Origin of the sequence: Labilithrix luteola (assembly GCF_001263205.1) — a bacterium.
GTDB classification, from domain to species: Bacteria; Myxococcota_A; Polyangia; order Polyangiales; family Polyangiaceae; genus Labilithrix; species Labilithrix luteola.
On sequence record NZ_CP012333.1, the window covers coordinates 11,024,020 to 11,039,314 of the forward strand.

11 protein-coding genes are annotated in these 15,295 nt (G+C 65.1%); 8 read left to right on the forward strand and 3 right to left on the reverse strand.

Going from position 1 to position 15,295, the window contains the following annotated elements:
* The first annotated feature begins 107 nt into the window (after positions 1-107).
* A complete protein-coding gene (locus tag AKJ09_RS47515; RefSeq protein ID WP_146654487.1) occupies positions 108-548 on the forward strand; it encodes a hypothetical protein in 441 nt (146 codons plus the stop codon).
* 10 nt (positions 549-558) lie between these two features.
* Here the strand turns inward: AKJ09_RS47515 and AKJ09_RS47520 are convergent, their stop codons facing one another.
* A complete protein-coding gene (locus tag AKJ09_RS47520; protein ID WP_146654488.1) occupies positions 559-930 on the reverse strand; it encodes a cupin domain-containing protein in 372 nt (123 codons plus the stop codon).
* A gap of 116 nt (positions 931-1,046) precedes the next feature.
* Between AKJ09_RS47520 and AKJ09_RS47525 the strand changes: the two genes are divergently transcribed.
* Complete coding sequence (locus tag AKJ09_RS47525; protein ID WP_240488872.1) at positions 1,047-1,643, forward strand: TetR/AcrR family transcriptional regulator; 597 nt, start codon at positions 1,047-1,049, stop codon at positions 1,641-1,643.
* A gap of 150 nt (positions 1,644-1,793) precedes the next feature.
* On the opposite strand, the gene AKJ09_RS53875 is transcribed toward AKJ09_RS47525, so the two are convergent.
* Together AKJ09_RS53875 and AKJ09_RS47535 are read right to left on the reverse strand one after the other, a co-directional pair.
* Positions 1,794-3,671, reverse strand: coding sequence for a 2-hydroxyglutaryl-CoA dehydratase (locus tag AKJ09_RS53875; RefSeq protein ID WP_169928524.1), 1,878 nt, complete (start codon positions 3,669-3,671; stop codon positions 1,794-1,796).
* 52 nt (positions 3,672-3,723) lie between these two features.
* On the reverse strand, positions 3,724-7,422 hold the full coding sequence (locus AKJ09_RS47535) for a BadF/BadG/BcrA/BcrD ATPase family protein (RefSeq protein WP_146654490.1): 3,699 nt from the start codon (positions 7,420-7,422) through the stop codon (positions 3,724-3,726).
* A gap of 633 nt (positions 7,423-8,055) precedes the next feature.
* Between AKJ09_RS47535 and AKJ09_RS47540 the strand changes: the two genes are divergently transcribed.
* The 6 genes from AKJ09_RS47540 (at position 8,056) to AKJ09_RS47565 (ending at position 15,282) form a co-directional block, all read left to right on the forward strand.
* The gene (locus tag AKJ09_RS47540; protein ID WP_146654491.1) at positions 8,056-8,661 is read left to right on the forward strand and encodes a hypothetical protein; all 606 of its coding nucleotides are present in this window, start codon (positions 8,056-8,058) and stop codon (positions 8,659-8,661) included.
* 36 nt (positions 8,662-8,697) lie between these two features.
* Positions 8,698-9,813: a PP2C family protein-serine/threonine phosphatase gene (locus AKJ09_RS47545; RefSeq protein ID WP_146654492.1), complete on the forward strand. Its 1,116-nt coding sequence runs from the start codon at positions 8,698-8,700 to the stop codon at positions 9,811-9,813.
* A gap of 153 nt (positions 9,814-9,966) precedes the next feature.
* On the forward strand, positions 9,967-11,391 hold the full coding sequence (locus tag AKJ09_RS47550; protein ID WP_169928526.1) for a sigma 54-interacting transcriptional regulator: 1,425 nt from the start codon (positions 9,967-9,969) through the stop codon (positions 11,389-11,391).
* Between the two features lie 61 nt (positions 11,392-11,452).
* Positions 11,453-12,958, forward strand: a complete 1,506-nt coding sequence (locus AKJ09_RS47555; RefSeq protein ID WP_146654494.1) for a serine/threonine-protein kinase — start codon at positions 11,453-11,455, stop codon at positions 12,956-12,958.
* Positions 12,959-13,015: 57 nt separating this feature from the next.
* Entirely contained in the window at positions 13,016-13,975 is a 960-nt protein-coding gene (locus tag AKJ09_RS47560; RefSeq protein WP_146654495.1) for a PEGA domain-containing protein, read from the forward strand.
* 146 nt (positions 13,976-14,121) lie between these two features.
* On the forward strand, positions 14,122-15,282 hold the full coding sequence (locus AKJ09_RS47565) for an HlyD family secretion protein (RefSeq protein ID WP_146654496.1): 1,161 nt from the start codon (positions 14,122-14,124) through the stop codon (positions 15,280-15,282).
* Positions 15,283-15,295 lie beyond the last annotated feature (13 nt).

Here is a 15,295-nt window from a genome sequence, read left to right on the forward strand (position 1 = left end):
ATCGAGCTCCACTGCTCACGCGACGTGCGCGTCGTGCTCATGGTTGGGCTCGGCGAGACGCTGTCCCGTCGGTCGCGTCTTCGAATAGTCTGATCGCGAGCCCGCGCATGACGAAACCAGACGGCAAGGTCGACGCCAATCGCACCATCCAGATCGATCTCGACGATCTGCGCAACGAGCTCGAGATTAGCGACGTGGATCCAGCGACGATCGCCGCGGCGTTCGCTCCGGTGTCCGAACGCGCGCCAGGAGGAAGAGCGCGGCATGCGCCCCCGCCGCTGCCTCCGCTTGCTCCAGAAGAACAGATGCAGGTTCCGAACGCGCCCTCCGCGGAGCGGCGTTCGACGAGCTTCTACGTTGCCCTCGTGGTGGCACTCCTCGCGGTCGGCGGTTTGGGCGGAGCGATTGCCGCGAAGTCCCGCCGCGCGCCGGTCGCTGCTGCGGCTCCCGCAGTGAGCGCGTCCAGCGCCGCCCCCGCCGCGACCATCATCGGAATTCCGACCGTCGAAATCACCGACACGCCGTCCGAGCCCAGCGAGCACCGCTGACGAGCGACGCTCACGCTTCCCACGTGCGTGAGCCCTCGGACGGCGTGAGGAACAGCACGTCCACGTCCTCGAGCACCTTGCCCACATGCGCCTTGCCGCGCGGGATGTGGATGGCCTGACCAGCGTGAACCGTCTCCGTCGTGCGTGAGCCATCATCCGTCTCGACGACGAATTCCATCCGGCCGCGCAACACGACGAGCAGTTCGTCGCCCTCGTCGTGAACCTCCCAGAAGCGCTCCGAGCTCGACGTCGTCAGACGCGCGACGCCGAGCGCAAGGGGAACGTCCGAACGCTGAAGACCGGTCGTGCGATGGCGGACACCAGCGCGCGTATCGCGTTCGGGCAACGTTTCGAGCAATCGTGAAAGGTCGAGGATCGTCATGACAACGAACGAAGTATGCGAACATTCATTCGCATTCGCTATTCGCGTTGAAAGAGACGGGATCGGCCATGAAGACCACGCCCAGAAAAAAGCCACGGCAGGCACGCTCCAGGGCCATGGTCGAGTCGATCCTCGAGGCGACGATTCGCGTTCTCGTCGCTCGCGGATACGACCACACGACCACCATCGCCATCGCCGAGCGCGCGGGCGTCAGCGTCGGCTCGCTGTACCAGTACTTTCCGAACAAGGAGTCGCTCGTCGCCGCGCTCGTCGAACGTCACACGACGGAGCTTCTCGCGTGCACCGAGCGCGTGCTCACGGATGCTGAAGACAGCGATCCCGCGGACACGATGCGAGCCTTCGTCCGCGCGAGCGTGGATGCCCATCGCGTCGATCCCGCACTCCACAAAATCCTCGTCGAGCAGGTTCCTCGCGTCGGGAAGATCAAGACGGCAATGGATACGAGCAGGGTCATCGTCGCCAAGCTCACCGCCTACCTCGAACAGCACCGCAAGCGGCTCGTCGTGAGCGATCCGGCCATCGCCGCGTTCGTCGTCGAGACGTCGGTCGAAGCGCTCACCCATCGCGTCGTCATCGAGCGCCCCGACCTCGTCACTGCCCGGCGCCTCGAGGACGAAGCGACGAACCTGGTACTCCGCTATCTGTTCGGCGCCCCCGCTGTGCGGACGAAGTGTGCGATGGGACCTGCCTGACGATGCGTGCGATCAGGGCACGGCCTGTGGCTGCCCGGCGCCACGTGCGTTTCGAAACGCGTGCCGTTCGGTCCGATCATCAAAAAGCAAAGGGCGCGCCCCTCGGAGGAAGCGCGCCCTTTCACTCGCCTTGCTCGGCGAACGTGTCGACTACTCTTCGGCGGCGGCGTCGAGCGTCGAGACGGCGTTGGTGTTCGCGGCCGCGCGCTTCTTCTCGGCGCGCATCTCGCGGAACATCGTGAGGTCTTCCTTCACGCGAGCGGCGACCGCGGGGGCCTCCTTCACGGCGGTCTGGAAGAGGTTCACGACGACGTGCGGCGTCTTCTGCGCCGCGTCCTTGCTGCCGTTCGCGAACTTCACGAGGCGCTCGCGCCAGCGCTCGCTGCGCGTCTTGGTGATGTAGGGAGCGACCGCCGCGACCATGTCGGCGTTGTTGCCCGCGTAGTGGTGCGCCGCCTTGTAGAGCGGGCTGCGGAAGCGCGGGCTCGACTCGAGGAAGGACTGAACCTGCTCCTTCGTCACGCCGTGCTCTTCGAGGGCGCGCTCGTACTCGTTCTGCGCCGCCTGCTTCGCCTTGAAGAGGTACATCTGCACGCGCGAGTAGAAGTTAACGCGTCCGTCGCCGCTGGTCTCGACCGGGCAGAAGATCGTGCCGGGGAACTTCTCGGTGATCGCGCTCTGGACGCCGTCGGAGACGCCCGCGCTCGGCATGCAGCCGAAGGGCTTCACGCTGAGCGTCATGTGCGCCTTCTGGTTGACCACGTTCAAGATCAGCTTGCCGACTTCCATGTGGCCTTCGCCGCCACGGAGATCGTTGTTGTAGTACTCGTGGCTGATCGACGCGATCTTGTCCATGTCCGCGAGCTTGTAGCCGTAGAGACCGGCCGCATGCGCGAACGTCTGGAAGAGCGCGCGAACGGCAAAGTCGCCGCCGTGGCTGATCGCCATCTTCTGGAACACGGCGAGCGGGCCGCCGCCGCCAAGACCGTACTTGGCGAAGTCCATCTCGCGGAGGTTCGCGCGCTCGTTGGCGTCGTTGCGGACTTCCCAGAGCGTGTAGAGGAGCCACGCGGCGACCAGCTGGATGTCGCACTCGGCGCCTTCCTGCTCGAGGAAGCGCTGGAGCTGGTAGTTGCCGTCGCCCTCGGTGGTCATCGCCCAGAACTCGCCGATGATGCTGACCTTCGGCTTCGCGATGGTCTTGTCGACCTCGACGCCGGCGAGGATCGGCTTGCACTTCCAGAGTGCCGCCATGATGTTCGTGCGGTTCTCGAGGGCGTCGTAGAGGACCTTCTTCGCCTTCTCGAGCGCCTCGTCGGTCGAGCCCTTCACCTTCTCGTAGGGGCGAACGCGGTAGCCATACGCGTTGATGACGTCGCCGGCGATCATGCCCTTGACGATGCCCCAGAAGAACGTGGGGTTCAGGTCGAGGCCGACGTCGTCGCCCGTCGCCTGCTTGAGGCCGCCCGTCTGCTGGAAGAGCATGACGCGGAAGCCGTCGAAGCCAGCGTCACGCAGGGCCTTGCGGTACTCGGTGACGTACATGCCGAAGCGGCAGGGGCCGCAGGCGCCGGCGGTCAGGAACACGAACTTGTCGACGACCTCCTGGTTCGTCATGCCGTGCTTCTCGCGCAGCATGATGAGGTACTGAACCAGGTTGCCGACGGTGAAGTACGTGGGGTTGCACTGACCGCGGTTGCCGAACTCCTTGCCGACCTGGAAGGCGGCATTGTCCGGCGCGTCGAGCATCTGCACGTTGTAGCCGACGCCCTTGAGCGCACCCTCGATGAGGTAGTCGTGCGCGAGCGTCAGGCCGCCGATGAGCATCGTGATCTTCGCGCGCTCGGACTTCTTGAAGCCGAGGCCGACCATCTCTTCGACCCAGTGCTCCGTCGCACCATCGAGACCGAGGCGCTTGCGCTCGTCGGCTTCGAACTTCGCGAGCTCGGCGTCGAGGTCCATGGTCTGACCACTGACGGGGAGCTTCTTCTTCGTGCCGTTCGAGGTGAAGGTGGTCTGGTTGCTCATGGGAGTCTCCGAGTGACTTGAGAGTGGCTACTGAGCTTCTGGAACTTGGCGATCATTCAGCGGCGCTGCTGGCATCCGCCGGCGCAGCCGCTTTGGTGTGGACCTGCGAAGTGAGGTCCGCGTCCGAGGGGGCCGGAACGTCGAGGCGAACGATTCCGTCCTTCGTTTTCTTCCCGAGCTTCACCATGCCCTTGGGCGCGGGAGCAGCCTCGGGAGCGCGCTTGAACGGCACGTAAGCACGTACCTTCTCGCGCATCGCTTCGATCTGGTCGAAGAGCGCCTTGTCCTGCACGCGGCGCTCGTTGAGCTGCTTGGCCTTGAGCTCGAGGAGCTCGAGACGCTTCTTGTCGATCGCGTGCGAGAGCTCGTCGCGCTTGGTACGTGCATCCTGCAAGCGTTCTTCGTGCAGCTTGAGGGCGTGGGCGTACGTCTTGACGCGGATCTTGATCGAGCCGGCGGGCTTGTTCGCGTCGATGTCGTGGAGCGCGGCATACGGCGTCTTCGACTTCTCGATGATCGAGTCGATGAGGCCGTAGACCGGCGCGTCGTGACCGCACTTGAACGAGGAGAGGTCGAGGACGACCACGTTCGGGTGGTGCGCCGCGAAGACTGCGCCCCACACCTTCTGCGCGCTGTTGACGGAGTAGTTCTCCGGCCAGACGTGATTGAGCTCGAGGGGCGTCTTGAGCTGCCCGCTCGCGAGCTCCTCTTTGAAGTAACGATCGAGGTACTCGCGCGTCTTCGGGACCGAGCGGATGCTGAGCACCGGGTAGCCGAGAACCTGGAACTCCTCGGGGATGCCGTGGTTCAGGCCCGGGTCCGAGTGGTACGGACGCGAGAGGAGGAGGATGGCGACGCGGTCTTCCGCTTCGACCGTCTCGAGGATCGCCCTGCCCTTGTCCTGCAGGTCGTTCTCGAAGATGGTGAGCGCCTTCCACGCCTCGCGGCACGCGTGATCGTTCTCGTCTTCGGTGATGCCGAGACGCGGGCCCCACGTGTCGAACATGCGCTTCGCCATGAGGTTCGGCTCGACGAACGACACGGCCGGGTCGACGTATTCGATCCCGCGCGAGGCGAAGAAGTCGACCTCCTTGGTGAAGGCGGCCTTCATGACGTCGGGCGCGCCGGCGACGATCGGACAGCTTGCGTTGTCCATCGTGTCGGTCACGAAGTTCGAGACGTGCGTGAGGATCGGGAAGAAGATGTACTTGAGCTTCTTCTTCTCCGTGTGCGCGTGGAAGAGCAGGTTGTGGACGTGCGCCTGCGCGACCTTCGACGGGTAGCACGGGTCGATCGAGCCGTACTTGCCACCCTCGACCCACATCTCCTCGGTGGTCTCCTCCGAGAAGACGACGTTCTGCTTCGGGATGCCGACCGCTTCGAAGTACGTGCGGAAGAACGGCGCCGTCGAATAGAGGTTCAGGACGCGCGGGATGCCGATGCGCGTACGGCGGCGCATCTCCTGCGCCTCCTTCGGCGAGCGCTTGAACGGTCGCGTGATCTCCACGCGTCGCTGGCCGAAGATGCCCTTCTTGACCTCGATGTCCTTGATGGGCGAGCCATCTTCGGGCTGAGGCGCGGGCGTGTAGAAGTGCATGAAGGCGCGCTTCGCCTCGTAGTCCACCATGTTGGGGAACTGCTGCGCGGTCTTCTTGCGCTCGGCGACGAGGTCGAGCATCGCCTCTTTGCTCTCGACGGTGCCCTTCTCGCAGGAGAAACCGGCGATGTAGCGGCTCGAGCGGCCGTCGGGCGTCCTCGTGTCGATGAACGTGCGCTTGCATTCGTTCGGACAGAAGTGGCAGACGGTCTCTTCGTCGTTCTTCGTCGTGTATTCGAGATTGATGGCGTCATCGACGCCGATGAAGGTCGACTTGCCGCGACGCTTCACGACGCGGATCGTCTCCATCGCCGCGCCGATCGCGCCGGCCTCACCGGTGTGGGGGTGCACGAACACTTCGGCGTTCGGCACGCGCTCCTTGATGTAGTCGACCTGCGCTTTGACGGCCGCGAGGTTGTACTGCGTGCCGCCCTGCAGAACGAACTTCGTTCCGAGCGACGCGAGGCGCGGGATCTGAACGACGTACTGCCAGACGTTCTTCGGAAGGACCTGCGCGAGACCGGCGAGCATCTCCTCTTTCGAGAAGCCTTCCTTCTGGAAGTTGACGCGGTCGGTGTCGAGGAAGACGGCGCAGCCGTAGCTGAACTTCGGCGCGAGATCGGCCTTGAAGGCGACGTCGGCGAACTCGCGCACGGGCACGCCGAACGACTCGGCGGTCGCCTGGAGCAGCGTGCCGTTACCGGCCGAGCAGCTGTTCGAGAGGCGGAAGTTGGCGATGTCGCCGTTCTTCATGAACAGGACCTTGATGTCCTGTCCGCCGATATCGCAGATGACGTCGACGTCGCCGAAGTAGTGCACGGCGCTCATCATGTGAGCGACGGTCTCGACGATGTTCACGTCGCTCTTCACGCACTCTTCGAGCACGTCGGCGGCGTAGCCCGTGGCGCCGAAGCCCATGCACTCGAACGTGGCGCCCTGCTTCTCGACGTACTCTTTGAGCTGCGCGAGGAGCTCCTTCGTGTCCTGGATCGGGTTGCCCTTCGAGAGCTGGTAGCCCTTCGTGAGGATCTGGCCGGTCTCGTAGTCGACGATGACGGCCTTCGATGACGTCGAGCCGCCGTCGAGGCCGATGACGCCGCGTACGACCTGACCGGGCTCGAGCTTCACGGGCTCGAACCTCGGGATCTTGTAGAGCTCGCGGAACTCTTCGAGCTCCAACTCGGTTTTGGAGAGCGGCGGGCCGGCGGTCTCACCGAGGCGCGCCTTGCGGCCCGTGGTGATGTACTCGCGCAGATCCCCGAGGCCTTTCAGCCAGCCGATTTCGGCCGGTTCGTGGAGACCGTAGAGGACGGCGCCGAACGCGGCGTAGTACTGCGCGTTCTCGGGGACGAAGACGACCTCTTCGATCGGCTTGTCCTTCGGCCAGTCGTAGCCGCGCTCCGCCCAGACCTGCGGGATGCGCAGGCGCCAGCAATCCTGGAGGAACGGCAGGTACGTGTTCGGACCGCCGAGCAGGAGCACGCGGGCCTTGAGCGTGTTGCCTCGGGTGAGGACGCTCAAGTTCTGCATGACGATCGCGTCGGCGAGCGAGCAGAGAACTTCGGTCGAGGGGATGCCGCTCTTGATCAGGTTGACGATGTCCGTCTCTGCGAACACGCCGCACTTCGCGGCGACGTGATGGAGCTTGGAGTCGTCGAAGCGGAGCGTGGTCACGAGCTCCGGCGGCGCGTTGACCTTCAAGAAGCACTTGTCGATGGTGGCGCCCGTTCCGGACGCGCACTTGTCGTTCATGGACGCGAGGGCGGTCTTCTCGCCCGTCTTCTCGTCCGTCTTGAACATGATGATCTTGGCGTCTTGTCCGCCGAGCTCGATGACCGAGCCCACATCCGGGTGGAGGTGCTCGACGGCCAGCGTGACCGCGTTCACTTCCTGCACGAACTTGCCGCCGGTCGACGGAGCGAGGGGCGCCGAGCCCGAGCCGGTGAGGAAGATCCTCCACGCGCCCTTCGGGTGATCGGGGAACGACCCCATGATCTGCTCGAGGAGCTCGAGAACCTTCTCGGGCTGCTTCGTGTGGTGGCGCTGGTAGTCGCTCCAGAGGATCGCCTTCGTTTCCGGATCGACAACCGTGGCTTTCACCGTCGTGCTGCCGACGTCCATGCCGATCGCGAGGAAGCGTTCTCCGAGACCCATGCGCTCTCCCTGTTTCCCGAAAGCGAAGCCTTAGGGCTTCGTTTCCGTGTTCACGCGAGCGGGGAACACAGCGCGGCCGAGCCAAGCGGTGCACCCCTCAGTGAGGTGCCGACGAGCGTACTGCCGTGCTCGCCGGCTGAACTGACGTGTCAGTCCATCGGAGGCTACGCCCATTCCTGGGCCCGGCAAAAGGAATTTCCCGACTGCCGCAGCACGCCACACCTTCTTTCCACGAAGCTCAGCCGAATGTGAAACGACCGACAGCGAAACTCAGCCGAGCGAGAAACGACCGACAGTGAGGCTCAAGCTCAGCCGAATGTGAAACGACCGACAGTGAGGGTCTCGGCTCGGCTTCCGTTTCCGCAGGTGAGAAACGACCGACAGTGAGCTCTCGGCTTCCGTTGCCGCAGGACTGACAGTGACCGCGACGGCCACAACGCTGTGGAGAGGCGGGCGACAGCCTCCCCCTATTCGCGGACAAGCCGACGCGTGGGGCGCGTAGCACGAGCTTTGCAGTCTCGGCCGACGCAGCGTCGCGACGGGTACCGAGTGAATCGATGATGCACGTCGATTCCGACCGCGCGACGTCGCGACGACGACGACGGCGAGGGCGGCTCGCCACTGAGGTCTTCCATGTCCCCGATTGCGCAGCGCACCCCGATGGACGACGGCTCGAGCGACTCGGAAGCCAACCTTTACAGGGTCGACACCACCCCGCCACCTCCCGGCGAGGGCGACGCGTACAGCGCGCCAACCAGGGTGGGAACGCTGGCCAAGTCCCACATCGATCAGATCTTCGAGAGCGCCCGCGACGAAAGGAGCGACGTCGAGAAGGCGTACGCCGCCATCTCGCAAGCCTCGGGTATTCGCCCCACGCCATCCCTCGGAGGCCTCCGAAGATCGGCGAGCGAGGTCGCGTCACTATGCGATCGCGACGAGGACGAGCCTCTCGAAGCCACCGTCTTGTCGGAGAGGATGCAGGCCGCCCTCAACCTCGATCCGCATGACAGCGCCCCCGCGCTCGAACTCGAACGAGTCCCCGCCCCGCCCGCCCTTCCCACGCCGATCGATCGCGCACGCATCACGCTTCCACCCGCGCGTGTGTCACGTGCGACGTCGGCGAGCGTGACGCCGACGAGGTCCTTGCGACGAAACCCAATCCTCGTCGCGAGCGTGGTCGCTGCGCTCGTCGCCACGTGCACAGCACTCTACTGGCTGTTCACGATGCCGAAGCTCTGACGAGGCTCGCTCGTTGCATTCGACGACGAACGAAGAATGTTCGATCACCCGCAGGAACTCATCGTTGCCGTTGCGCTCCTCGGCATCTTCGTCGTGACACTCGTCGTTTCCGGAAACGGAAGGCGTGCCCCAGTCACTGGACGAAGCGAGGACGAGAAGCCGGTCAAGACGACAAGGCGCGATTCGAAACCGGCCCCCGCGCGCAGTACGCCCCCCTCGAAGCCGGCGCCCGCCCGGAGCGAATCCCATCTCCCGCTTCTCTGCTTCGACGAAGACGAGGAGGAGGTCGATCCGACGCGCATCGGCAATTCTCCGAAGCGCGCGCAGCTCACGCCTCCCACCCAGACGATCCTCTACGACGAGGACGCCGCCGTCGACGAGCCCACGCAAGCCCGAGCCCTCATCCTCGTGACCGCCAGCGGTCGGACGGACCGAGGGCTGCGCCGGAAGAACAACGAAGATGCGCTCCTCGCCCTCGAAGACGAAGGACTCTTCGTGATCGCCGACGGCATGGGCGGCTACCGCGGTGGCGAGGTCGCCAGCGCCCTGGCCATCCAAACGATCGAGCAGGCCTTCAAAGATAGCGACTTCCAAGGCCAACCCCACGAATCGATTCCACGCCGCGCATCGGAACTCGCGCGAGCCATCCAGATGGCGAACGACGCCATCCTCACGCAGGCGGCGGAGAACAGACAGCTCGAGGGAATGGGCACGACGGTCTGCGCCGCCCGATTCCTACCGAACAAGCAGCGTGTCTATCTGGGGCACGTCGGTGACAGCCGCTCGTATCGGCTACGCGACGGCCGCCTCCGCCGAATGACGTCCGACCACACCATGCGCGACGAGCTCGGGATCACGGGTGAGGGAGCGGCTCATCTGAGTCGCGCGGTAGGCATTTGGCCAACCGTGGCCATCGACGTGGTCCTCGCCAAGCCTCGGCCCGGAGACGTCTACCTGCTTTGCTCCGACGGACTCACCAAGATGGTCGACGACGCGAAGATCGAGCAGGTGCTCGTCGAGTTACCTACACCGAAGGAGATGGCCGAAGCGCTCGTCCGGCTCGCCAACGAGAACGGCGGCCTCGACAATGTCAGCGTGATCGTCGTGCGCGTCGAAGAGGTCGATGCCCATCACCCTCGCCGAGCCGCGTGATGACATTCGGTTCAAGGACTCGGGGCAGACGGGGTGAACTTCGAGTTCACACGATGAACCAAAAGTGCACGCGAACGGCACCTGACACGATGCGCTGGCGCCTACGCCAAACGACGATTCTGCGATAGCGTTTCATTTCGGATGTCCGCGCGCATGTCGGAAGAAACACGCATCCAGCCGCAGGAACTTCCTCCCACGCAGAGGAGCCAGCCGCGCCTCGACTGGACCGACCGCGCGGGCCACCACTTCCGCGTGCTCGAGGGCCGTGTCCTCGTCGGATCGTCGGAGAGCTCGGGCATCGTCATTCAAGACGACACGGTCTCGCGCCTCCATGCCGAGCTCGAGGTCCGCAGCGACGGGCTTTGGATTCGCGATCTCGGCAGCCGCAACGGCACGTTCGTCGAAGGCATGCGCGTCTCGGGCGCCCTCGTACCGGAGCACGGGAGGATTCGCCTCGGCATGACCGACCTGCTGGTGGATTACGGCGCGAACCAGCCGCGCGAGGTGGAGCTCTGGCCGAGCACCACGTTCAACAAGCTCGTCGGCGCGAGCCTCGTCATGCGCGAGCTCTTCGCGTCGATCCATCGACTGCGTTCGAGCGATGCCCCCGTGCTCATCCAAGGCGAGACGGGCACGGGAAAAGAGCTCGTCGCGAGGGCGATCCACGATACGTCGGCGCGTAGCGGCAAGCCGTTCGTCGTCGTCGACTGCGCCGCCCTGCCCGATTCGCTGCTCGACAGTGAGCTCTTCGGCCACGCCCGGGGCTCGTTCACGGGGGCCCTCGGCGACCGCGCGGGGGCCATCGAGGCTGCGGAGGGCGGTACGGTCTTTCTCGACGAAATCGGCGAGCTGCCGCTCACGATGCAGCCGAAGCTGCTGCGCGCCCTCGAACAGAAAACCATCCGGCGCCTCGGGGAAACCCAGCATCGCAAGGTCGACGTTCGCTTCCTCTCGGCGACCCATCGCGACCTGCTACGAATGGTGAACGCCGGCGCATTCCGGGAGGACCTGTACTTCCGCTTGTGCGTCATCCCCATCGACGTTCCGCCTCTGCGCGAGCGCGAAGAGGACATCGAACCTCTCATCAACAACTTCCTCGCCCAGGCGGCCGACACCCGGCGGTTCAGCCCGCAAATCCTCCGCACGCTCATGAACTTTCCGTGGCGAGGAAACGTGCGCGAGCTTCGCAATTTCGTCGAGCGCGCGCGAGCCCTTGGCCCCGACGAGGCCCTCGCCATCATGGGTGGAGGCAGCATCACGCGCGGCACGAGTCGCTCGCGGAGCATCCTGCCGTCCCTCGTGGAGGAAGGCTCGATCCCGCCTCCTCCCCTCGCCCCGCACGATTTACTGAGCTCGCCGGTGCCGAGCGAGAGCGCCCGACCCGCTCCGGTGTCGGACACGCGCGAGGTCTTCCGGCGCTCCTACCGCGACTTCCGCGAGGCATGGATCGAGCAGGGCGAACGGGAGTACGTCCGGGAGTTGCTCGTCCGTCACAATCGAAACGTCGCGGCCGCTGCGAAGGATGCCGAAGTCGACCGGACACACATCTATCGACTGATCCGCAAACACACGCTGTGACCTCGCGGGAGTCGGAACATCCACTTCCAAAAGCCGTTCGCGCTCAGCTAGCCTGATCATCGTGGGAGATCAGCCTGTCGTCACACGACTAGGAAGGTATCGGCTCATCGCCGAGCTCGGTCGGGGCGGAATGGCGAACGTCTTTCTCGCCGTCACCGAGGGCGCGGGGGGCGTCCAGTTCAACAAGCTGGTCGTCATCAAGCGACTTCGCGAGCACGTCGCCGAAGATCCCGAGTTCGTCACGATGTTGATCGACGAGGGCCGCATCGCCGCTCGTCTCAACCATCCCAACGTCGTCCAAACACTCGAAGTCGGTCGCGAGGGCGGCGAGCTCTTTCTCGCCATGGAATATCTCGACGGGCAAGCGCTGCACCGCATTCTCACGCGCGGCCGCGAGACGTTTCCGCTGGCCATGCATCTCGCGGTATTGACCGACGTGCTCGTCGGCATCCACGACGCGCACGAGCTCAAGGATTTCGACGGAACGCCACTCAACATCGTTCATCGCGATGTGACGCCCCACAACGTCTTCGTGACCTACAACGGTCAAGTGAAGGTTGTCGATTTCGGCATCGCCAAAGCCGAAGGGCGCGCGTCCGAGACGCGGAGCGGCACGGTCAAGGGCAAGATCCTCTACATGGCGCCGGAGCAGGCCCGAAGCCTCGTGCTCGATCGGCGCGCCGACATCTTCTCGGTCGGCGTCATGCTCTACGAAGCATGCATCCGCGGACGCATGTGGCAGGGCATGGCCGACGCGGACGTCGTCCGGGCCCTGCAAAACAGGACGTTCCCGCGGTCGCCTCGCGAGCTCGCACCGGACACGCATCCCGAGCTCGATCGCATCTGCCGACGGGCGCTCGCCGCCGAACGGACGGAGCGGTACGAGACCGCCGAGGAGTTCGCGGCCGACCTCGACGCCTTCATGAGCGCGCACCTTCCGCGCCCGAGCAACCGCGAGCTCGGAGCCTGGCTCTCCACGCTCTACCAGGACCGACGCGAAGTCACCCGCAAGCTCATCGAGGCGCAGCTCGCCGATCTCAAGCGCGAGGCCGAGGACGTCACGATCGTTTCCGTGGCCGAACCTATCGACGTGACCGGCGAGGAGGCCACCGACGGCACCACGCAGGTCCTCTCACCGCGCAAGAGCCCGAACGACGCTGCCGCCGAAGGCGACAACTCCGATTCGGCGACGCCACGCCGAATCAACCGTTTGCGCGTCGGTCTCTTCGCATCGGCGGCTGTGGCGGCCGCGGCAGTCATCGGGGTGTCGGCGGCGACGCGGGTGCACCGACCGTTCACAGAACCTCCGCCCGCGAGCGACGCCGGCGCGACCGACGTGACGCTCATCATCCGTGCCCTCCCCCACGAGACTCGATTCACGATCGACGAAGGCGGCCCGGTCGAAAATCCCTACATCGGCAAGGTGAAACGAGACGGAACCGAGCACCGAATCACGGCAACGGCGCCAGGATTCGAGCCGCGATCCCAAACGGTGAAGTTCACCGACGATGTCTCGCTACGGTTCACACTCGGACGGGCCACACCGGACGCCGGCCACGGTCCTTGAACGAGCGTGGGAGTGGCACGCCGAGCCTTGGCCTGAGTTCTGCATCGAGCGGACGCGATGCGTTCGTTCGTTCGACGTTGTGCACTGGTAGTACTCACGAGCGTTCTTACGGGAACGAGCTTCGTCCCCCCGGCGCAGGCCCAGGGCGGCCAGCCATTTCCAGGAGCGCAGCCGGCCTCTCCCGAAGCCCAGGAGGAGGCGCGTCAGCGATTCAAGCGCGCCTTGGAGCTCGCCGACGACGGCCAGTTCGATGCAGCGCTCGTCGAGCTGAAAAAAGCCTACGATCTCGCCCCGAGCTACCGCCTTCTCTACAACGTCGGCATCGTCTATCAGCAGCTGAAGGACTACGCGCGCGCGCTCGACGCCTACGAGCGATACGTCGAAGAAGGCGGCGCGGGCATCGCTGAAGATCGCCTGGCGGACGTCAACGCGCGTATCGAGCGTCTGAAAGGCCGCGTCGGCCACCTCGACATCCGCACGACCGAACCTGGCGCGGAGGTGACCATCGACGATCGCGTCGTCGGTACGACACCGCTCCGGCCGGTGCGCGTCAACTCCGGGCAGCGCAAGGTCACCGTGCACCTCGCCGGTCGCCCCGCGCAGTCGCGCATCCTGGACCTCGCCGGCGGCGAGACGAAGGTGACCACCTTCGATCTCGTCGTCGCATCGACCACGCCGCCGCCTGAACCGAAGAGCATCGTGCCCTGGGTGAGCTGGGGCGCCACGCTCGCCGTCGCCGGCGGAGCGGTGGCGACCGGAATCATCGCGTCGAACAAGGCGGACAAGTACGACCAGCTCGAAAATCAGTTCAACGTCGACAAAGCCACGCTCGACAGCGCCAAGAGCAACGCTCACACGTTCGGACTCGTCACCGACGTCCTCGGCGCCGTCGCTATCGTCGGCGTCGGAATCTCCACCTATTTCACCATCAAGCCGCCGAAGGTCTCCCGAGAGACGCCGCCAAAGGTCTCGTTTCACACGAACGGCCTCGGGGGTGGATTGCAATATCGATTTTGAATGAATTCTTGGTTTCGCGATGATTCGGTACGATCCATCGCGACCATCCATGTGACGGGTCTCGCGTAGGAGCGCCAGGCCTCTACGAACCTGGCCGGCAGCGAGTCGATATGGCGTTTCATCACACGTTGCGAACACTCCGCGCGATGCGCTTGCAGCGGCAAGCGTTCCTCGTGCTGCTCTTGGTCGGCCTCGTCACGGCCTGGGTGACGTGGCTCGTGGAAGGCAGCATCGCGCTCTACGTGCGCTCCGACCGCGGTCGACTCGAAGTTTCGCAGAGCGCGATCGTCGTCAACGCGCCGGTCGAAGGGGTCGTCGTGGAGTGTGCCCTCCCCCTGGGACGGCACGTGGCCGAGGGGGATTTCCTGATCCGTCTCGACGCACGCACGTTCGAGCTCCAGGCGGCCGAGAAGCGTGCAGAAGTCGCCTCGTGCAAGGCGGCACTCGCCGGTTTGCAGCGACAGCTCGCGTCGGAGAAGGCGGCTCGCGACGCGGTGGTCGAGCTCGTCTCGCAAACCGCGCGAACGGGCCGAGCGCGCGTCTCCGCCGAGCAGCAGAGTGCGGAGTGGAAGCGCAAAGAGAGCGACGTCGTCCTTCGCCTCCGTGAAGCCAATCTCGCCTCCAAACTGGAGGAGATGAAGGTCTCGTCAGAGGTCAATGCGCTCACGATGCAGACCGCCCTCGCCTCCGAACAAGCGGCGCTCGACACGTCGACCGCGAAGACGTCGCTACGCGACCGCGACGCGAAGATCACGGTGCTCGAGCGGCAGGTCGTCGAGAAAGAAAACGAGATGGCCTTGCAGGCTGCGAAGCTCTCGACACTCGAATTCGAAGTGGAGCGTCGGTCCGTGCGGGCGACGACCGCCGGCTCGCTCATCGACGTCGTGACGTGCACGCCGGGCATGACCGTGATGCCCACGTCGCGACTCGCGACGCTCTTGCCTCACGGCGAGGTGCACATGGTCGCGTTCTTCAAGCCGAGCGACAGCGTCGGGCGCGTGAAACGGGGCCAGACAGCCATTCTCCGCGTCGAGGCGTTCCCATGGACGCAATACGGCACGCTCACGGCGCGGGTGGCCGAAGTCGGCACCGAGCCTCGCGACGGTCTCGTGCGCGTCGAAATGAACGTCGCCAAGCAAGAAGGCATCATCCCCTCGATGCATGGCATGATCGCGACCGCCGAGGTCGAAACGGAGCGTCTCTCCCCTGGACGCCTCCTCTTGCGACTCGCAGGGCAGCCCTGGACCGAAGCCCCCGTCGCCACCGAATCGTCTGCACCCCCGTCGCCTCTCGAGGCCGCTCGCTAGCCGAGCACCGCGC

Bases quoted from the DNA above. Each gene is read 5' to 3' on its own strand.
- AKJ09_RS47520 (WP_146654488.1), bottom strand. From the start codon at position 930: ATGACGATCCTCGACCTTTCACGATTGCTCGAAACGTTGCCCGAACGC.
- AKJ09_RS53875 (WP_169928524.1), bottom strand. From the start codon at position 3,671: ATGAGCAACCAGACCACCTTCACCTCGAACGGCACGAAGAAGAAGCTC.
- AKJ09_RS47550 (WP_169928526.1), top strand. From the start codon at position 9,967: ATGTCGGAAGAAACACGCATCCAGCCGCAGGAACTTCCTCCCACGCAG.
- AKJ09_RS47560 (WP_146654495.1), top strand. From the start codon at position 13,016: ATGCGTTCGTTCGTTCGACGTTGTGCACTGGTAGTACTCACGAGCGTT.
- AKJ09_RS47515 (WP_146654487.1), top strand. From the start codon at position 108: ATGACGAAACCAGACGGCAAGGTCGACGCCAATCGCACCATCCAGATC.
- AKJ09_RS47565 (WP_146654496.1), top strand. From the start codon at position 14,122: ATGCGCTTGCAGCGGCAAGCGTTCCTCGTGCTGCTCTTGGTCGGCCTC.
- AKJ09_RS47545 (WP_146654492.1), top strand. From the start codon at position 8,698: ATGTTCGATCACCCGCAGGAACTCATCGTTGCCGTTGCGCTCCTCGGC.
- AKJ09_RS47525 (WP_240488872.1), top strand. From the start codon at position 1,047: ATGGTCGAGTCGATCCTCGAGGCGACGATTCGCGTTCTCGTCGCTCGC.
- AKJ09_RS47535 (WP_146654490.1), bottom strand. From the start codon at position 7,422: ATGGGTCTCGGAGAACGCTTCCTCGCGATCGGCATGGACGTCGGCAGC.
- AKJ09_RS47540 (WP_146654491.1), top strand. From the start codon at position 8,056: ATGTCCCCGATTGCGCAGCGCACCCCGATGGACGACGGCTCGAGCGAC.